A 19,108-nucleotide genomic window follows, 5' to 3' on the forward strand; every position below is an offset into this window, starting at 1 on the left:
GCGCAGTTTCGGGTGCTGGACACCGGTCGGGCCGCGGGTCACCACCAGCACGCCGGTCACGTCCGGAGCGAGCAGGCACTCGCGCAGGACGCCCTGGCCGACCATCCCGGTGGCGCCGAACACGATCACCCGCATGCCTCCATTGTGCCGCTCGCGGGGGGCGGAAAACGTCGTACCCCGGGCCTAGGGTCTTTGACGTGCCCGTTGAACGATGGTCCACCGCTCAGGTCGAGGCGCTCGCGCCCGACCCCGGCTCGCTGCGCAACGCGCGCGGCGTCACCGGCCAGTTCACCGCCACCGGCCTGACCGGCGACGTCCTCTGGGGACTCTGCCGGGGCTATCAGGTCGCCGCCGATCTGGCCGGGCCGGCGTTCACATGCTCCTGCCCCAGTCGCAAGATTCCCTGCAAGCACGTGCTCGGCCTGCTGCTGCACTGGTCCTCCTCCGGGGCCGGCGACCATCCGGCGCCACCGTTCGCCACCGGCTGGCAGACCTCCCGTGCCGCCCGGGCCAAGGCCAGGGCCTCGGTGCCCGACCCGGTGGCCGCGGCGAAACGGGCCCAGGGCCGCGCCGACCGGGTCGCCGGCGGCATGGCCGAGTTGCGGCGCTGGCTCGACGACCAGATCGAGCAGGGGCTGGCCGCCGCCGGGCGGTCCGGGCCACAGGCGTTCGAGGCGATGGCGGCCCGGCTGGTCGACGCACAGGCGCCCGGGGTGGCCGGGGCGGTGCGACGGCTCGGCGGCGTCGCGGGCATCGGCCCCCACTGGGCCGACCGGCTCCTCGGCGAGCTGGCCCTGCTGCGGCTGCTCGTCTCCGGCCACTCCCGGCTCGACACGCTCGATCCGGCGCTGGCGGCCACCGTCCGGTCCCGCATCGGCTTCCCGACCACGACCGAGGAGGTCTTGGCCGGCCCCCAGGTGACCGACCGATGGCAGGTCCTCGGCCAGGTGGAGTCCGACGACGGCGCTCTGACCAGCCGGCGGACCTGGTTGCACGGCTCCGGCAGCGGGCGGTTCGCGCTGCTCCTGTCGTTCGCCGCGCCCGGCCAGCCGCTGCCGCCCGACCCCGTGCCGGGCACCGAGTTCCGCGGCGCTCTCTGCTTCTATCCGGGCGCGGCCCCGCTGCGGGCGCTCGTCGCCGACCAGACCTCCGCGGCTTCGCCGTTCGGCTCGCCCGCCGGCGCCGGGACCATCCGGGCCGCTCTCTCGCGGTCGGCCGCACTTCTGGCCGCTGAGCCCTGGCGGTTCGACGCTCCGATGCTCCTGTCTGACGTGACTCCCGCGGCCGGCGGCCACCTGGTGGACGCCGAGGGCTCCGCGCTGCCACTGGCCCCGGGCCATCGGGAGCCGTGGTGGCTGCTCGCGGCGGCCGGGGCGACGCCCGCGACGGTCGCGGCGGAGTGGTCGCCGAACGGGTTGCGGCCGCTGGCCGCCTGGGTGGACGGGGCGTTCATGCCGGCCGGGCCGCCGGCGCCCGATCCCGGGTCGCGCCGCGAAGCCGAGCTCCCGCCGGAGCTGTTGACGGCGGCACTGGTCGGGACCGGGCGGCGGCCGTGGGCCGGGCGGTCGGTGCGGGTCGGTTCGTTGAGCATTGATCTGGGGTCCGATGCCGGGGCGGCGTCCCGGCCCGCCGCGGTCCTTGCCGCTGACCCTGCCGCCGCTCCCGGGCCCACGCCTGCCGCGACTCCCGCTCCCACCAACCCTGCCGCCGCTCCGGTGCCCGCGGCCGGCGCGGCTTTCGTTCCCGGGGAAGCGGTCGAGTCGCCGGCTGCGGCGTTGCTGGAGGCGGCGGCTGTCGCGCTGACCTGCCGACGGGCCGGGGTGGAGCCGGCAACCGGGCATGAACCGCTGCCGGCGGCGCCCGCCGAGACCGACGGCCCGCTGCCGGCAGCCGCCTCGGCGCGGCTGGCCCGGATACTCGACGGCGGCGCGCCCGGCGGCGGCCACCACGAGCAGGAACTGCTGGCTCAGTGGCTGACCGCGGCGGCGGCCCGGGGCGGCATCGTCCCCCCGGCGATCCTTCCCGGTCTGCTGGACGCCGGACGCCGCAACACCTCGGTCCGGCCCGAGCTGGCCCGGGTGGCCGGCCGGCGCGGCGCCTGGCTCGCCGGGCAGCGCGCCGACTGGCGCTGGCTGCTCACCGAGGCGGCGCCCGCCCTCGCCGGTGACTGGGCGACCGCGAGCACCGCCGAACGCCTCGGCCACCTGGCCGCGCTGCGGCACACCGACCCCGGTGCCGCACGTGAGCTGCTGGAGAGCACCTGGGCCGAGGAGTCCTCGGAGACCCGTGCCCGGTTCCTCGGCACGTTCGGCGCCGGCCTGTCACCGCAGGACGAACCGCTGCTGGAGCGCGCCCTCGACGACCGCCGCAAGGAAGTCCGTGAGGTCGCCCTCGACCTGCTGCGCCACCTGCCCGGCGCCGAGCTCGGCCGGCGGATGGCGACCCGGGCGCACGCCGCGGTCCGCCTCGACGGCTCCGGCCGGCTGACCGTCGAACCGCCCACCGAACTCGACCGGGACCTGCGCCGCGACGGCGTCGGCGCCACACCGATCCGCGGCATCGGGGTGGGCGCCTGGCTGCTGGAAGAGGTCGTCGCCGGCACACCGCTCGACACGTGGACCGGCCTCGACCCGGCCGGCTGGCTCGCCGCGGCCCGCGGCCACGACTGGGCGAACCCCCTGCTGCACGGCTGGGCCAAGGCGGCGGTTCTGCAGCGGGACGCGTCATGGGCGTCGGCGTTGCTCGCCGTCGACAGCGGCATCCTGCGCGAGGCGGTCCGGTGGGACCTGCACCTGGTGCTGCCACCGGACCGGCTGGCCCGGCTCGCCGCCGAGGCGCTGCGCTCCGAGGACGGCTCCGCCCAGCGGCTGCTGGCACTGCATCCGGGGCCGTGGCCGGACGGTCTGTCGGTCGCCGTCCTGGAGTCGGTGGAGCAGCGTGCGCGTACCGACCGGCACACCTGGCAGCTCGGCGAACTCTGCCGGGCGGCCGGCCTCGCGATGCCGCCGGACTATGCCGACCTGGCCGGGCGCCTCGCCGCCCGGCTCGATCAGATCGTCGACCCGACCAGGGTGCGGCCGGTGACCGAGCTGGCCCGCACCCTCACCTTCCGACACGAGATGCTTCAGGAGCTCCGTTGAACGCTTTTCAGCCCGGCACCGAGCCCGACGGTGCGATGCCGTCGGCCAGCGACACGCAGTCCCGGCCTCGTCACGTCGAGGAGAGTTCAGCGACCGCTCTGCGACCGCACGCCGAGGACCAGTACGCCGAGGAGCTGGCCCTGCTCGCCGCCGCCGACGACCGGCCCCGCCCGCCGGGCTGGAAACTGTCGCCGCAGGCCGTCGTCACCTATCTGCTCGGCGACGGCGCGAAGATCACCCCGAAGTATGTGGGCCCCCGCCGCCTCATGGAGGTGGCCGTCTCCACGCTCGCCACCGACCGGGCGCTGCTGCTGCTCGGCGTCCCCGGCACCGCGAAGACATGGGTGTCCGAACACCTGGCGGCGGCCGTCTCCGGCGACTCGACGCTGCTGGTGCAGGGCACCGCCGGCACCGCCGAGGAGGCCATCCGGTACGGCTGGAACTACGCCCGTCTGCTCGCCGAGGGCCCGACCGCCGCCGCCCTGGTGCCGAGCCCGATCATGCGCGCCATGCGCACCGGTGCGATCGCCCGGCTGGAGGAGCTGACCCGGGTGCCGTCCGACGTGCAGGACGCCCTGATCACCATCCTGTCCGAGAAGACCCTGCCGGTGCCCGAGCTCGGCACCGAGGTGCAGGCGGTGCGCGGATTCAACCTGATCGCCACCGCCAACGACCGGGACCGCGGGGTCAACGAGCTGTCCAGCGCCCTGCGCCGCCGGTTCAACACGGTGGTGCTGCCGATGCCGGCCAGCGCCGACGACGAGGTGGAGATCGTCGCGCGGCGGGTGGCCCAGCTCGGCCGGGCCCTGGAACTGCCCGAGGTGCCGGCGGCGCTGGAGGAGATCCGCCGGGTGGTGACGATCTTCCGGGAGCTGCGGTCCGGGATGACCGAGGACAGGCGGACCAAGCTGAAGTCGCCGACCGGGACCCTCTCCACCGCCGAGGCCATCTCGGTGATCACGAACGGGATGGCGCTGGCCGCCCACTTCGGTGACGGCACGCTGCACCCCGCCGACGTGGCCTCGGGCATCGCCGGCGCGGTCATCAAGGACCCGGTCTCCGACGGGGTCGTCTGGCGGGAATACCTGGAGACGGTGGTGCGGGAGCGGTCCGGGTGGCTCGACTTCTACCGGGCCGCGCGCGATGCCTGAGCGGATCTACGGGGTCCGGCATCACGGGCCCGGTTCGGCGCGGGCGGTGGTGCGCGCGCTGGCCGCCCATCCGCCGGAGGTGCTGCTCGTCGAGGGGCCGCCGGAGGCCGACGAGTTGGTTCGGTGGGTGGCGGACGGTGGCCTGGAACCGCCGGTCGCGCTGCTCGGCTATGCGGTGGACGATCCGGGGCGGGCCGCGTTCTGGCCGTTCGCGGTCTTCTCCCCGGAGTGGCAGGCGATCCGGTGGGCGGTCGAGCACGGGGTGCGGGTCCGCTTCTTCGACCTTCCGTACGCATACCGCGTCGCCCCGGAGCCGGCCGCCGGCCCGGCCGTCGCATCACCCGTCGCGGATGACCTGGGTGGGGCCGAGGCGGGCGGGGGCGAGGCGGGCGGCGGGGCGCCTCGCCCGGTGCGGCCGGTGGACCCGATCGGAGAACTGGCCGCGGCGGCCGGATACGACGATCCGGAGCGATGGTGGGAGGACGTCGTCGAGCATCGCGGGGCGCCGGTGTTCGAGGCGATCGCCGAGGCGATGACGGCGATCCGGGAAACCGCGCCGGAGGACCCCGACGACCTGCTGCGCGAGGCGTACATGCGGACCGTGCTGCGGGAGGAGCGGCGGCGGCACGAGGAGATCGCCGTGGTCTGTGGAGCCTGGCACGTGCCGGCGCTGACCCGGAAAGTGCCGGTGAAGGACGACACCGCGCTGCTCAGGGGCCGGCGTAAGGGGAAGGTGGCGTTCACCTGGGTGCCGTGGACATATGGGCGGCTGGCGTCCTGGTCCGGGTACGGGGCCGGGGTGCGGTCCCCCGGCTGGTACCACCACCTGTTCACGTCGGTCGACGACGTGGTGGCGCGGTGGCTGGTCGACGCGGCCGGGGTGTTGCGCGCGGAGGGCGTACCCACGTCGTCGGCGCATGTGATCGAGGCCGTGCGCCTCGCCGAGTCCCTGGCGACGCTGCGCGGCCGCCCGCTCGCCGGGCTGGCCGAGGTGACCGAGGCCGCCGAGGCGGTGATGTGTGACGGCGAGCCGCTGCGGTCCGAGTTGATCGCCCGTCGCCTGGTCGTCGGGGAGCGTCTCGGCGCGGTGCCGGACGACATGCCGGCCGTGCCGCTGGCCCGGGATCTGGCCGTCCAGCAGCGCTCGTTGCGGCTCCGGCCGGAGGCCGGGGAACGCGCTCTCGACCTGGACCTGCGGCAGGAGAACGACCTGCGGCGCAGCCGCCTGCTGCATCGCCTCGGCGTTCTCGGCGTGCCGTGGGGTGAGCGGGCCGCCACCCAGCGCGGCACCGGCACGTTCCGTGAGCAGTGGCGGCTGGCGTGGCAGCCCGAGTTCGCGGTCCGCCTGGTCGAGGGCGGCATGTGGGGCACGACCGTGGTGTCCGCCGCGGCCGCCCGGGTGACCCGCCGCGCCCAGGACGCCGGCACCCTGGCCGAGGTCACCGCACTGGTGGAGGTCTGCCTGCTCGCCGACCTGGCCGAGGCCTACCCACCGGTGCTCGCCGCCCTGGACACCCGTGGCGCGCTCGACGCCGACGTGCATCACCTGATGGCGGCGATTCCCGCGCTGGCCCGCACGCTGCGGTACGGCGATGTGCGCCGGACCGACGTCGCCGGGCTGGCGACGGTGACCGCGAGTCTGCTGAGCCGGGTCTGCGCGGCCCTGCCGTCCGCCGCCGGCTCGCTCTCCGACGAGGCGGCGCGGCACCTGCGGGACGGCATGGACGGCGTGCACCAGGCCGTCGGCCTGCTCGCCGACGAGTCATCGCGGGAGCGCTGGCTCGGCACGATCGAGTCGCTGGCGTCGCGTTCCGGTCTGCACGGTCTTCCCGCCGGTCGGCTGACGCGGTTGCTGCTGGACGCCGGCCGGCTGGACGGCGCCGAGGTTCGCCGGCGGCTCCGGCTGCCGCTGACCGTCGGCACGCCCCCGGCGCACGCGGCGGCCTGGGTGGAGGGCTTCCTGTCCGGCGGCGGGCTGCTGCTCGTGCATGACGAGGCGCTGTTGTCGCTGGTGGACGACTGGCTGGCGGACATCCCGGCGGACGCGTTCGACAACGTGCTGCCGCTGCTGCGACGCACGTTCGGCGGCTTCGACGCCGGGGAGCGGCGGGCCATCGGCGAGCGGGTGGCCGGGGGCCGGGCGGACGCGGCCGGGTCCAGCACCGCGATCGACGTGGACCGGGCCTCCGCTCCGCTGCCGACGTTGAGCGCCCTGCTCGGCCGCCCTATGAAAGCGATCCGGGAAAGCAGTCCCGTGAAGACGGTCCCGTAAAGACGGTCCCGTGAAAACCGTCCCATGAAAGCAGTCCCGTGCAAGCAGTCCCGTGAACTCACCGGTGAGATTCGAGTCGGAGGCATTGTGACCAGCGAGAACGAGGCAACGCGGGAGCGGCTGCGGCGGTGGCGCCTGGTCCTCGGCGGCGAGGCCGCCGAGGCGCTCGGTCAGGCCGAGGGGCGGGACGGGGCGATGGACGCCGCGCTGGCCGCGCTCTACGACGCCGGGCCGCCGGACGAGCGGCCGGCCGGGCGGTCCGCCGGGCTGGGCGGTTCGGCGCCGAAGGTGGCGCGCTGGCTCGGCGACATCCGGGAGTACTTCCCGAGCACGGTGGTCCAGGTGATGCAGGCCGACGCCATCGAGCGGCTCGATCTGACCCGCCTGCTGCTGGAGCCCGAGATGCTCGCCGCGGTGGAACCCGACGTGCATCTGGTCGGCACGCTGCTCTCCCTGAACCGGGTCATGCCGGACACCGCCCGGGAGGCGGCACGGCAGGTGGTGCGGACCGTCGTCGACGAGTTGGAGCGGCGGATCGCGCAGCAGACCAGGGCGGCGGTGAGTGGCGCGCTGAACCGGGCCGCCCGGATCAGCCGGCCCCGGCACGCCGACATCGACTGGGACCGGACCATTCGCGCGAACCTCAAGCACTACGTGCCGGAACACCGGACGGTGATCCCGGAGCGGCTGGTCGGGTACGGCCGGCGCAGCACCGCGATCCAGCGGGACGTGGTGCTCTGCGTCGACCAGTCCGGCTCGATGGCCGCCTCGGTGGTGTTCTCCGGGGTGTTCGCCGCGGTGCTGGCGTCGATGCGGTCGCTGCGCACGTCGCTGGTCGTCTTCGACACCGCGGTCGTGGACCTGACCGATCAGCTCGCCGATCCGGTGGAGGTGCTGTTCGGCACCCAGCTCGGCGGCGGGACGGACATCAACCGGGCGATCGCCTACTCCCAGCAGCTGATCACCAGGCCGCGGGACAGCATCTTCGTGCTGATCAGCGATCTGTACGAGGGCGGGGCCCGGGAGGAGATGCTGCGCCGGGTCGCGGAGATGACGGCCGCGGGGGTGCAGGTCGTGGCGCTGCTCGCGCTCTCCGACGAGGGCGCGCCCGCCTTCGACCACGAGAACGCGGCAGCGCTCGCGGCGCTCGGTGTGCCCGCGTTCGCCTGCACTCCGGACGCGTTCCCCGATCTGATGGCCGCGGCGATCGAGCGCCGTGATCTGCGCGCCTTCGCCGAACGCAGCGCCGATCAGGGCTCCGGCGCCTGACCTGCCCGATCGCCGTGGCCCGTCCCGGTCGACGGAACCGGGGCCTGTGGGACCGGTTCGGAGGAGGGCTTGCATACCGCTCGGATGTAACTACCGTAGTCGACATGAGTGCTTACCTGAAGAACTCCCTGACGTGGCAGGAGAGCTGGGACCGACAGCAGCAGGCGTTCATGCCGGACCGGGAGGAGCGGTTCGCGGCGATGCTGACCGCCGTCGCCGCGGTCACCGGCGGCGAGCCGCCCCGGCTGCTCGACCTGGCCGGCGGCACCGGGGCCATCTCGCTGCGCACACTGGCCCGTTTCCCCGGCGCCCAGGTCACCGTGCTGGACCAGGACCCGGTGCTGCTGACCATCGCGGAGTCCTCGCTGCGGGACCGCGCGACGATCGTCGACGCCGATCTCGGCGACCCCGGCTGGCGGGCCAAACTGCCGCCGGAGCCGTTCGACGCGGTGCTGACCGCGACCGCGCTGCACTGGCTGCCGGTCGAGCGGGTGAGCGCGCTCTACGCGGAGGTCCGTGAGGTGCTGCGGCCCGGCGGCGTCTTCGCGAACGCCGACCGCATGGAGGAGGAGGGCCTGCCGGAGCTCTCCCGCAAACTTCATGATCATGCCGAGGCGGAACGTGAGGCCCGGTACGCGACCGGCGCCGCCACCTCCTGGGCGCAGTGGTGGGCTCTGGCCGCCGCCGACGAGTGCCTGGCACCGAAGGCCGCCGAACGGGAGCGGATCTACCCGTCCGACCGGCACAGTCAGGAGTGGACTCCGCCCGCGTCCTGGCACGTCGAGACGTTGCGTGCGGCCGGTTTCCGGGAGGCGGGCCTGATCTGGCGCGGCGGCATGGACGCCGCGGTCGCGGCCATCCGCTGACCCGTCCGGTCCCGCGAAAGGCCGGCATGCCCGCCGGGAGGCGGGTCAGTCCGTCCAGCGGAGGAAACGGTCGAAGAGCTCGGAGGCGGGCGTGTGGGGCATCTCCCGGGCCGCCTCCTCAAGCTGGTCCCACATCAGCACCGCCAGTTCCACCCGGCCGTGCTCCCGCACCAGCCGCTCCCGGGCCGGGTCGCACGGCCAGGGCCGGCCGCACGAACGACAGTCCCAGGACGGCCGGTCGGGGGTGTGTTCCGCGTGGTCCTCGAACCCGGTCATCGCCGGGACACCACCCGGGGCGGAGCCCCCGGCCGGGCCGGCGGGCCCGGAGCTCCGGATCTGAGCCGGTTCCGCTGCGCACGGTGCCGCACGAGGCCGCTCCTTCCCTGGTGCGGGCATGATGGACGGCTGCCGGGTCCGCCCGCCGTCGCACCCGCGTGCTCCACACATTGCGCGCGCATCGCGCGACGGTCAACCGCCCTGGGGCCTCGCTCGCTTGTCCGGGTGACGCCCGGCCGAGGCATCGGCACCGGTCGTTCCGGACCGCTCACGGTCGGTCGCCACCCGCGCGGCAGGCGGCGGCGGTGACGCGATCCCGACAGTGCCGTTCTCGTCGATGAAAGGGAATTCCGCCCGATATGTACCGTTCTTTGGGAGCATGAGGCGAGACGACCCGCCCGCGACGCGCGACCCGGAGACCCTGAGACCCTGAGACCCTGAGGACGGTGACATGGCCTACGACGAGCACGATCATCCGGCATCCGAGGGCGGCCTGTACGCCTCCTCGACCGCGGCGAATCCGCAGCGTTCGGCGCAGCGCCGCAAACAGGCCGCGGTGGGTGTCGCCGGCGCTGTCGCGGTGCTGGCCGGCGCCGGTTTCCTGGTCACCCAGCTCATGAACGAGCAGCAGCCGAGTCTTCCCGAGCCGGCCGCCCTGGCGCCGCGAACGGCGCCGGTGACGGGCGAGTCCACACCGGAGGAGACGGAACCGCCGGTCACCCGTACGCCGAAGATCATGAAGCAGGCCGCGCCCGTGGAGCGCAGCCCGGCGCCCTCGGTGGCGGTGAGCCGTGAGGCGAGCCCTGACCCGGGCCAGGTTCTCGCCTCGGCCGCGGCTGGTGGGCTGCGGGAGCGTCTCGGTCTGGGCGGGGGCGCGCGGGTCACCGAGCGGACGGAGATCCTGGGCGACGGCTCGATCCGGATCATGAGCGCCCGGCGGGACATGTCCGGTGAGCGGCCGTTGACCCTGGCCGCCGACGACGGCGAGCCGGCCGGGGACGGGGTGCGGTGCACGAGCGAGATCCGGCACGAAGCAGACGTCCCGTCGGCGGCCCCGGCGACCCTGTTGTGCTGGCGGACATCGGCGTCCCGCAGCGTGATCACGGTGGCGTCGGCCTCGGAGGACGATTCCCTGACGGCCGAGAGCGTCGAGGTCATCACCCGCGAATGGGCCAGACTGAACTGACAGCCAGACGGACGGAAACCGCGGCGGGACCTCGAGGGTCCCGCCGCGGCTGTCGTCAAGCGAGGGTCAGGCGACGATCGGGGCGCTGCTGACACCGGCGATCGCGGTGCTGGCCGGAACCACCACGCGGTAGGTCTGGCCGGTCCGCAGGCCGGTCACCATGATCTTGGCCGGCGAGGACGGCGCCGCGTAGGTGCCGACGGTCCGCCAGACGCCGCTGACCTGCTGCTGGATCTCGGTGGTCTGGCCGGCCGCTCCGGTGAGGGTGACCGAGAGCTGGCCGTAGGCCGCACGGACGACGGTGACCGCCGCACGCACCTTGTAGCTGACCGTCGCCGAGGTCGCGGCCTCGCTCGCCGGGGTGGCCGTGGCCTTCAGGACGAGCTGGTAGGACGCCTTGGCGGCGCGGTCCACCCGCACGTTGCCGGTGGCACCGGTGACGGTGTCGGTGCACTGCTGCGCGGCGCCGGCCTCGGTCACGCAGATCTGCATCGGCTTGTTCGCCCACACCTGCCCGGCGGCCTGGACGGTGAACGTGGTGCTGGTGACCGTTCCGTAGATCGCCTCGGCCGAGGTGACGTTGGCGGTGATCACCGGCGTGACCTTGACCGGGGCGGTGGTCTGGCCCGGTGACGGCGCGGCGGGCGCGGGGCTCGACGTGGTCGGCGCGGTCGTCGGGGCAGTGGTCGGAGCCGTGGTGGGCACGCCGGCCGTGGGGGCGGTCGTCGGCGCCTTGGTCGGAGCCGTGGTGGGAGCCGTGGTCGGCGGGGTGGTCGGGGCCGTGGTGGCCGGGGCGACCGCGTTCAGCGCGGCGACCGCGTCGATGCGGCCGTGACCGTAGTCGATGTCGAAGCCGGCGGCGCCCAGGTCGACCGAGGACTTCTCCAGGGCGACCTCGATCTGGTCCGGCGTGAGCGCGCCCTGGTAGCTCTTGAGCAGCGCGGCGACCGCGGCGACGTGCGGCGCCGCCATCGAGGTGCCGTTCATCGTCTTGTACGACGAGCCCAGCGCCGACGGGTAGGTGCTGACGATGTTGCTGCCCGGCGCGGCGACGTCGACGTAGTTGCCGGCGTTCGAGTAGCTGCCGTACCGGTCGTTCGAGTCGGTCGCGGCCACACCGATGACGCCGGGGTCCGCGGCCGGGTACGAGGTCGGGCTGCCCTGCGCACGGGCGTTGCCGACCGCCGCGATGACCGTGACGCCCTTGCTCCGGGCGTACGAGATGGCATTGGTGACCGCCTGGACCTGCTGCGTCGCGCCGAGAGACATGTTGATCACCTTGGCGCCGTTGTCGGCGGCCCAGATGATGCCCTCGGCGGTGTCGCTCATGTTGCCGCTGCCGTTGTCGGAGAGGGTCTTGATCGGCATGATCTTGACGTCCGGCGCGACGCCGGAGATGCCCACGCCGTTGCCGGTGACCGCAGCGATGGTGCCGGCCACGTGGGTGCCGTGGCCGTGCCGGTCGCTGGTGGAGCCGGCCCGGTCGGTGATCGCGTCGTAGCCGCTGATCACGTTGCCCGCCAGGTCGGGGTGCGTCGCGTCCACGCCGCTGTCGATCACCGCGACGGTCACGCCGGCGCCGGTCGACCTCTGCCAGGCGTCCACCGTGCGGATCTTGCCGAAGCCCCACATCTGCGCTCGGTACGGGTCGGAGCCGGTGGGGATGCCCAGGGCGTACACCGGAACGTCCATCTCGACGCCGACGGCGTTGTCCGCGTTCTGCGCCTGTTCGACCAGCTTGACCGCGGTGGCCTTGTCGGTCGCCTCCTTGACGGTGACGACCGGCCGGCCCTCGGCGTCCAGCGTGGTGGACACGACCCGGGCCGGCCGCGCCTCGGACACGGTCGCCGGAACGATCTGCTCCGCCGACGCGGTCAGTCCGTAGGTGACCGGCGTCCAGTCCGTCGAGCCGTTCGGAAGTGCGAAAACACCGACAGCGGCGAGCGCGCCCGCGGCAACGGCACCGAACGCGTACTTACGGATCTGAACCTTCATCAACAACGTCTCCCCCGTTTTGGCTACGAGAAGAAGATTCGCTGACGTGGGTTGTCGGAGCCGTTGTCGGACCGTTGCCGCGAGGGAGCAGGTTTCTCAGGCGGACACCGTGACGCTGGTGGCCCCGAGGACCGCGGCGGTGTCCGGCACCACGACCCGGTACTTCTGCCCGCCGGCCAGACCGGTCACCGTCATCTTGGCGACCGCGTGGTAGCCGCCCACGGTGTGCCACGCGCGGGTGAGCGACGAGTACTGCTGGATCTCGACCCGCTGCCCGGCGACGCCGGTGATGGCCACCGTCATGACGCCCCGGGCGGCCAGGCTCGCGCTCACCTGCGCCCGGACGGTGAACGTGGTGACCGGCGACGTCGCGGCCAGGGTCGTGTCCGTCTCGGCCATCGTGACGTAGACCCGGAAGCCGGCCGTGGCGGGGCGCGACACCAGGACGGTTCCGCTGATGCTGGTCCTCGTGTCGGTGCAGGAGAACCCAGCGCCCGCCCCGGTTGCGGCGAGGCAGAGCGACACGGGCTTGTTCGCCCAGGCGCTGCCCGACACCCGGACGGTGAACGTGGTCGCCGTGCCGGCGCCGTAGGCCACCTCCCGGCTCGCCACGTTCGAGGTGATCAGCGGGCTGATCTTCGGCTTGGCGGTGGCGGTGCTGGTCGGGGTCGCTGTCGGGCTCGTGGTGGGGCTGATCGTCGGGCTGGTCGTCGGGCTGGTCGTGGGGCTGGTCGTCGGGCTCACGGTCGGACTCGCCGTCGGCGGAACGGTGGTGGGAGGAGCTGTCGTCGGCGCGGTCGTGGCCGGGGTCGTCGGCGCGGTCGTGGGCGGGGTGGTCGGCGCTGTCGTGGCCGGGGTGACCGCGGCGAGCGCGGCCGCGGCGTCGATCCGCCCGTACCCGTAGTCGTTGTCGAAGCCCCGGGCGCCGAGATCGACGGACGACCTCTCCAGGGCGGCCTCGATCTGATCCGGCGTCAGCGCCCGCTGGTATCCCTCGAGCAGCGCGGCGACCGCCGCGACGTGCGGCGCCGCCATCGAGGTGCCGCTCAGGGAGGCGTACGCCCCCCGGCCCAGCGCGGTCGGATAGGTGCTGATGATCCCGCTGCCGGGCGCGGCCACGTCGACGTAGCTGCCGGCGTTGGAGTAGGAGCCGAACCTGTCGGCGGAGTCGGTCGCCGCCACCGCGATCACCCCGACGTCGGCGGCGGGATACGAGACCGGGCTTCCGGACGTACGCGAGTTGCCCGCCGCCGCGACCACGGTGACGCCCTTGCTCCGGGCATACGCGATCGCGTTGCTCACCGCCGCGACCTTGGTCGTCCCGCCCAGCGACATGTTGATCACCTGTGCGCCGTTGTCGGCGGCCCAGACGATCCCCTCGGCGGTGTCCGACATGTTGCCGCCGCCGTTCGCGTCCAGCACCTTGATCGGCAGGATCTTGACGTCCGGCGCGACCGCGGAGACCCCCACGTTGTTGCCGGTGACCGCCGCGATCGTGCCGGCCACGTGGGTGCCGTGCCCGTTGCCGTCCGTGCCGGGACCCACCTTGTTCGCGATCGCGTCATAGCCCCTGAGCACGTTCGCCGCCAGGTCCGGGTGCGCCGAGTCGACCCCGGTGTCGATCACCGCGACGGTCACGCCGCCGCCGGTCGACCGCTGCCAGGCGTCGGCCACCCGCATCTTGCTGAAATCCCACTGCTGCGACCGATAAGGATCAGATCCTGAGGGTACGCCCAGCGCGTACACCGGAGCGTCCATCTCGACGCTGACCGCGCCGTCCGCGGTCTGCGCCCGCCTGACCAGCTCGGTGGCCGACGCCTTGTCGGTCGCCTCCGTAACGGTGACGACCGGCCGGCCGTCGGCGTCGATCGTGGTGCTGACCACCTTCGCCGGCCGCGCCTGGCTCACGGTCGCCGGGAGCAGTTCCTCCGGGCTCTGCGTCAAGCCGTAGGTGACCGGCTGCCAGCCGGCGGTGCCGGTCGGCAGCGCGTAGACGCCCACGGCCGCGAGCGCGCCCGCCGCCACAGCGCCGGCGGCGTATCGGAGCAGCTGAACCTTCATCCTCGAAGTCCCTCCCGTTGCGGTCGGGTTCGAGGATCGGCGGCCCTCCGGCGCCGCTGATGTTTTCGGTGGTTGCGACTCGGATCTTCAAGGTTGCAGCCGGGTAGCGGACTGCCGGCGGATGCCGCCGCAACGCCACGGCACGCGCACCGGCCCGGCGTCTTGGCGACGCCGGGCCGATGGTTCTCATCCTGCTTCGGTACGTCAGTAGGGCGCCACCGTGAACGTGGCGCCGCTGCTGACGATTGTCGGGTTGGCCGAGCCGAAGGCCGCGGTGCCACCGTCGGCGACGACGGTGAGGATGTAGGCGCCCTCGACGATCGCCGAGCCTCCGACGGGCAGGCTCGTGGTCGGGCTCAACCGGTCCGCCGCCAGGTTCAGGGTGCACACCAGTTCGGTGTCGCTCACGACCACCACGTCACGGCACTCGGCCACGCCGCGGTTGAGGTTGGGTGTATAGGCGCCGTCGACCAGGAACACGTGCGCGCTGCTGTTCGTCGCCGGCGCCGCCGGGTCGAACTGGAGCGCCGAGAATCCCGCACCGAGCACGTCGACGGTGACCGAGTCGCCGACCGCGCCCGTATTCGGCGAGATCTTGATGCCGTTGCTGTAGTCGAACGGAATCGGCGTGTCGCTGGTGGCGATGTTGTTGTCCGGGTCGAGGCTGCTCACCGTGCCGCCCGGCGCGGTGACCGTCAGGGCGAGGTTGGTGCCGGCGGCCCGGGGTCCGGTGGTCGCGGTGAAACTGGTGCCGTTGGCGCCCACCTTGATGTTGGTGAGAGCCGCGCCGTCGATCGTCGCGGTCAGCGGCGTCGAGACCACGGTGAAACCGGTGCCGTTGACCGTGATCGTCTGGCCACCGCCGGCCGGGCTGCTGGTCGGCACGACGGACGTGATCGTGGGCCGCAACACGACGGTGTACGGCGAGGAGGTCAGCAGGACGCTCGTGGTGGTGGAGTCGCTGTCGTAGACGCAGACGTTCCACTTGGCGGTGATCTGACTGCCGGCCAGAACCAGCCCCGTCGCGTTGATGCTGCTCGCCGGATAGGAGGCGGACGGCACCTTGAAGGTGATCTTCGTGCTCGAGATGCGCCGCACATGGGCGGGATCGACGGTGAGCACGCCGGCTGTCGTCGTGGTGCCGGTGGCGGCGATCTGGGTGACGTCCTTCGCCCGGGTACTGCAGGTGGTCGCGCCGGTGCCGATGAACTGGAACTGCACCGTGGGCGTCGTGCCCGCGGCGATGGGACTCGGGGTGGTCGGGTTCGCGGCGAGCGTCCCGACGACCGTGTTCCCCCCACCAGTGGGACCGGCGCTGACGCTCAGGGTCATCGGAACGGGCGCGGCGCTCGCCGGAGCGATGAAAGCGGCCAGCGCCAGGGCGGACACGGCGGCGGAGGCCAGGCAGGCCCGGGAGAGTCTCATCGCCGGCTACTCCCCGCCCGTCTGCGCCGCCGCCTCGCGCAGCAGCTTCCGGTGCTCGGCGATGATCGGGACGGCCTGCTCCGCCAGATCCTTCACCGCCGGGTCGGCGCCGCCCGCGAGTTGCTCCTTGATCAGCTTGTGAGCGTGCCGATGGGCGGTCAGCTGAGTGGAGATGTAGTAGTCGTCGAAGGTCTCCGCTGCCGCCGCCGCATACCGTTCGGTGAGTGCCTGCTGCGCGGCGGTCGGCGAGTTGGGCAGGCGGATCCCGAGGTCCCGCGCGGTCAGATAGAGCTTGGCGTCCATGTGGATGTGGTTACGCATGAACGTGGCGGCCAGGTTCTTCACCACGGGATCCGTCGTCTTCTTCCAGGCGACCTGCCCGGCGGCGATTTCGGCGAGGTTCCCCTGGTGGGCCGCGTGCACGAACGCGACGTCCCGTGGGGTGGGCGCGGGAGCGGCTTGCGCCGGGACGGCTCCGAGAGCCAGGGAGCCGGCGAGCCCCAACGCCGCGGCAATGCGATAAGAATGCACAACTATCCCCTTAAATCGGTCGCGACCAGCCTATTCAGGGAACCCGAGCCAGTCTTCGCTTTCGGATAGTTGGCGCTCCGCTACGCCGGTCACGGCAGCCGTCGACCACCTCACCACAAGGCACCGGCTGATTCACGCCCGTTCTGTCCTCCGGGTTGGGATCCTGGGCCGAGAGCCAGAACATGACCGCGAAGGCGCGGCCGACTTCGGAGGACCATGGAGATGCCCGTAGGCGAAGAGCGTGACCCGGTTCCCGCCGGCCGCACCCACCCGGCCGGACCGCTGCCGCACCGGCGCCGAACAGGACTGATCGCCGGCGTGGCGGGAGCGGCTCTGACCCTCGGCGCCGTCAGCTATCTGATCACCGGCGCACTGCTCGGCGGCGACCACACCCAGCGGGAAGCCACGGCTCTCACCTCACCGGCCCCCACCACCGCGTCGTCCCCCGACATGCCGCCGGCCGACAGCTCACCGACCTCACCGGCCTCCACGCCCTCGGAACTTCCCTCCCCCGCCGAGCCCTCGGAATCGGCTCGCCGGGAAGCGCGAGCCGCCGGCTCCGCCCACAAGACCGACGATGAGAAGGCCCGAGAGAAGCGCCCGGAAACCAGGAAGAATGATCGGCAGGTGACGGCGGCCGAAGCACCGGTCAACATCGTCACGGCGAAATCGTCGAACGCGACGGTGCAGATCATGTCCGCCGATCACGACCTGACCGGCACAGGGCAACTGCGTTTCAAAGGCGATGACGGCAGCCCCGTCGGTGACGCGTCCTGCACCCGGAAGTTCCGGTTCCACCTGGAGAAGCCCGCCCGGGAGCAGCCCACGATGCTGCTGTGCTGGCGCACGTCCGCCGACCGCAGCGTGGTCGCCTTGGCCTTCGCCCGGCGGGACGAGAAGCCGTCCCCCGGCGAGACGGTTCGCATACTCGACGAGCACTGGAGCAGGCTCGGCCGCTGACACCGCGCCTTCCCGGACCCCGTCATTCCTCTTCACCAATACTCGAGAATCACGATTTCCAAGCGCCTAGAATAGCGGTCCGAATTCCATTCACATACGAATCTCGATTCCACGAATCAACGCATGACACGGTGCTACTTTGAGTCCGAAAAAGAGGCAAAGTGCGGCACCGAAACGGTGGGCCGTACAGCTCCCGAGAGGACTCTTGCTCTATGTCTCACGTCCAGCCGCGGCAGCGTCCCCGCACCCTTTTCGCCGCCGGCGCCGCCGTCCTAGTGTCAACTCTGGTGGGTTCGACGTTGGCCCCCCTTGAAGCTCAGGCCGGCCCCATCACGGGCACCATCACGATCACCGCCCCGACGAACGCGAAACTGCCCGCCGACACTGCCAAGGGCGTCATCAACCTGACCGTCTCCGGCGCCGCCGTGCCCGCGCTGTCCGAGGACAACGTCAAGGACATCACCCTCCATGACGTCGACACCAACTGCCAGGACTTGACGAACTACGTCGTCACCAGCGCAACGACGATCTCCATCAAAACCCCGACCCTCCCCAGCGCTGGTTGCGACGTCTCCAGCGGGCCTGAGAGCATCGTGATCGAGTTCACCAACCTTGACACGCTGACCAAGGTCGACGCTCTGACCTTCGTTGCGCCGCCGGCCATCAAAGCACCTGACCCCGGCGTGTTCATGCCGGTCGTCACCGAGTACAGCGCCGATCTTCCCATTGCGCAGCGTAAGAAGCGGTTCCTCTCGACCGGCGGCCAGACCGTCCGGGTGTATGCCGACCCCGCTTTCGCCTTCGACCCCCGGACAGCCGCCGCCCTCAAGGTCAACCTAGGCGGCAAGGACGGCACCGAGGTCAAGGTGTTCGCCGGCGGCGGCGGCCTGACGGCCGGCACCCAGCTCACCTCGGCCAATGTCACCGACACGGTGATCGGAGCGTCGGGAACGACGGGTACCGAACTCGGTAACTACCTCACATTCAAGACCACGACCGGGATGAGTGTCGACAACGACAACCTCGTCATCACGCAGAACGGTGTGAGCAAGACCTTCCTCGCTGCGGCGACCGGGACGATCGACGTGGTCGCCGGCCCCTACATCACGGCCATCAGCCCGACCTTCGGCAAGCCGAACGGCGGCACCACGGTCACCGTCACCGCTTCCGGCCTGGACAAGACGCTGACCGCCGGCACCGACGTCAAGGTGTTCTTCTGCGGCAAGGAGGCGACCGCGACGGCACACAACACAGGTGGAACCGCGCTGGTCGTCACCACTCCGGACGTATCCAACCTCAGCCCGGGCCTCGGTGTGGGCACCTACGCGGGCACCTGCCCGGTGACGATCACCCTGCCGAACGCGACTCCGTCGCCCTACACGAGCCCTCTCAACGCGTTCAGCATGTTCAACTTCCCGAACGAGGCCTGAGGCATCACACCACAGGTAGCCGCTCATCGAAATCCGCATTAGAGCAGTAGAGGAAACAGTGAGGCCCGATCTTCGGATCGGGTCTCACTGTTTCTCGCCGGAATCGGGAGCATCCGCCGCGCCACTCAAGGAACTCTCAGCTACGGATCACACGTTCCGCCCATCCACCCCCACAACATTGGGACGATGAGATCGGGACCCCAGAAGGGGTGCGTAGTCGAGAAATAGAGGAACAGCGGAAATGACCACTCGTGATGACGAACAGCCCGGTGACGACACTTCGGCACCGCCACCTGCCGCACGTCGTCCGGGCCGGCGCCGCACGCAGGTCGTGGCCGGGGTGGCCGGCCTGGCCGCCGCGCTCGGCGGCGGAGCCTACGTGATCACCTCCGCGATCATGGCGGACAAGTCGACCGGAACCGCGGAGATCACCGCCCAGGATGTCCGGGTGGTCGAGCCTCTCGCCAGCGAAAGCGCCGTCGCCCCCCCCGCCGGGCCGGCGCGGGGGGGGACGCCCCGGTAGGCCCCGGGCGGGCCCCCCCGGGG

14 protein-coding genes are annotated in these 19,108 nt (G+C 72.3%); 9 read left to right on the top strand and 5 right to left on the bottom strand.

The annotated features are described in order from the left end of the window. Positions 1–197 precede the first annotated feature (197 nt). The 5 genes from QLQ12_RS23575 (at position 198) to QLQ12_RS23595 (ending at position 8,698) form a co-directional block, all read left to right on the top strand. Positions 198–3,140 (top strand): SWIM zinc finger family protein, encoded by a 2,943-nt coding sequence (locus tag QLQ12_RS23575; RefSeq protein ID WP_282762521.1) that lies wholly within the window; start codon positions 198–200, stop codon positions 3,138–3,140. Continuing rightward, positions 3,137–4,291 (top strand): ATP-binding protein, encoded by a 1,155-nt coding sequence (locus QLQ12_RS23580; protein ID WP_282762523.1) that lies wholly within the window; start codon positions 3,137–3,139, stop codon positions 4,289–4,291. Before QLQ12_RS23575 ends, QLQ12_RS23580 begins: the two co-directional genes overlap by 4 nt. Next, positions 4,284–6,563 carry a DUF5682 family protein gene (locus tag QLQ12_RS23585; protein ID WP_282762525.1) on the top strand — a complete coding sequence of 760 codons (2,280 nt, stop codon included), beginning with the start codon at positions 4,284–4,286 and terminating at the stop codon, positions 6,561–6,563. The genes QLQ12_RS23580 and QLQ12_RS23585 overlap by 8 nt, the downstream gene beginning before the upstream one ends. A gap of 87 nt (positions 6,564–6,650) precedes the next feature. Then, positions 6,651–7,832 carry a VWA domain-containing protein gene (locus QLQ12_RS23590; protein ID WP_282762527.1) on the top strand — a complete coding sequence of 394 codons (1,182 nt, stop codon included), beginning with the start codon at positions 6,651–6,653 and terminating at the stop codon, positions 7,830–7,832. A 104-nt stretch (positions 7,833–7,936) separates the two neighbouring features. Continuing rightward, the gene (locus tag QLQ12_RS23595) at positions 7,937–8,698 is read left to right on the top strand and encodes a class I SAM-dependent methyltransferase (protein WP_282762530.1); all 762 of its coding nucleotides are present in this window, start codon (positions 7,937–7,939) and stop codon (positions 8,696–8,698) included. A 45-nt stretch (positions 8,699–8,743) separates the two neighbouring features. Here QLQ12_RS23595 and QLQ12_RS23600 read toward each other — a convergent pair whose 3' ends face one another. Beyond that, positions 8,744–8,974: a hypothetical protein gene (locus tag QLQ12_RS23600; RefSeq protein WP_282762532.1), complete on the bottom strand. Its 231-nt coding sequence runs from the start codon at positions 8,972–8,974 to the stop codon at positions 8,744–8,746. Between the two features lie 451 nt (positions 8,975–9,425). Between QLQ12_RS23600 and QLQ12_RS23605 the strand changes: the two genes are divergently transcribed. Continuing rightward, positions 9,426–10,160, top strand: a complete 735-nt coding sequence (locus tag QLQ12_RS23605; RefSeq protein ID WP_282762534.1) for a hypothetical protein — start codon at positions 9,426–9,428, stop codon at positions 10,158–10,160. A 66-nt stretch (positions 10,161–10,226) separates the two neighbouring features. Here the strand turns inward: QLQ12_RS23605 and QLQ12_RS47400 are convergent, their stop codons facing one another. From QLQ12_RS47400 to QLQ12_RS23625, 4 genes are all read right to left on the bottom strand, one after another. Then, on the bottom strand, positions 10,227–12,155 hold the full coding sequence (locus tag QLQ12_RS47400) for a S8 family serine peptidase (protein ID WP_282762536.1): 1,929 nt from the start codon (positions 12,153–12,155) through the stop codon (positions 10,227–10,229). Positions 12,156–12,251: 96 nt separating this feature from the next. Continuing rightward, the gene (locus QLQ12_RS23615; RefSeq protein WP_282762538.1) at positions 12,252–14,216 is read right to left on the bottom strand and encodes a S8 family peptidase; all 1,965 of its coding nucleotides are present in this window, start codon (positions 14,214–14,216) and stop codon (positions 12,252–12,254) included. Positions 14,217–14,420: 204 nt separating this feature from the next. After that, the gene (locus tag QLQ12_RS23620) at positions 14,421–15,641 is read right to left on the bottom strand and encodes an IPT/TIG domain-containing protein (RefSeq protein WP_282762540.1); all 1,221 of its coding nucleotides are present in this window, start codon (positions 15,639–15,641) and stop codon (positions 14,421–14,423) included. Positions 15,642–15,647: 6 nt separating this feature from the next. Then, on the bottom strand, positions 15,648–16,172 hold the full coding sequence (locus QLQ12_RS23625) for a DUF4142 domain-containing protein (RefSeq protein ID WP_282762542.1): 525 nt from the start codon (positions 16,170–16,172) through the stop codon (positions 15,648–15,650). Between the two features lie 222 nt (positions 16,173–16,394). Between QLQ12_RS23625 and QLQ12_RS23630 the strand changes: the two genes are divergently transcribed. The 3 genes from QLQ12_RS23630 (at position 16,395) to QLQ12_RS23640 (ending at position 19,085) form a co-directional block, all read left to right on the top strand. Further along, positions 16,395–17,132, top strand: coding sequence for a hypothetical protein (locus QLQ12_RS23630; protein ID WP_282762544.1), 738 nt, complete (start codon positions 16,395–16,397; stop codon positions 17,130–17,132). Between the two features lie 287 nt (positions 17,133–17,419). Next, positions 17,420–18,562, top strand: coding sequence for an IPT/TIG domain-containing protein (locus tag QLQ12_RS23635; protein ID WP_282762546.1), 1,143 nt, complete (start codon positions 17,420–17,422; stop codon positions 18,560–18,562). Between the two features lie 241 nt (positions 18,563–18,803). Further along, positions 18,804–19,085: a hypothetical protein gene (locus QLQ12_RS23640; protein WP_282762548.1), complete on the top strand. Its 282-nt coding sequence runs from the start codon at positions 18,804–18,806 to the stop codon at positions 19,083–19,085. The last annotated feature ends 23 nt before the right edge of the window (positions 19,086–19,108 follow it).

It is taken from the genome of Actinoplanes sandaracinus, from assembly GCF_030009775.1.
Taxonomy (GTDB): Bacteria; Actinomycetota; Actinomycetes; order Mycobacteriales; family Micromonosporaceae; genus Actinoplanes; species Actinoplanes sandaracinus.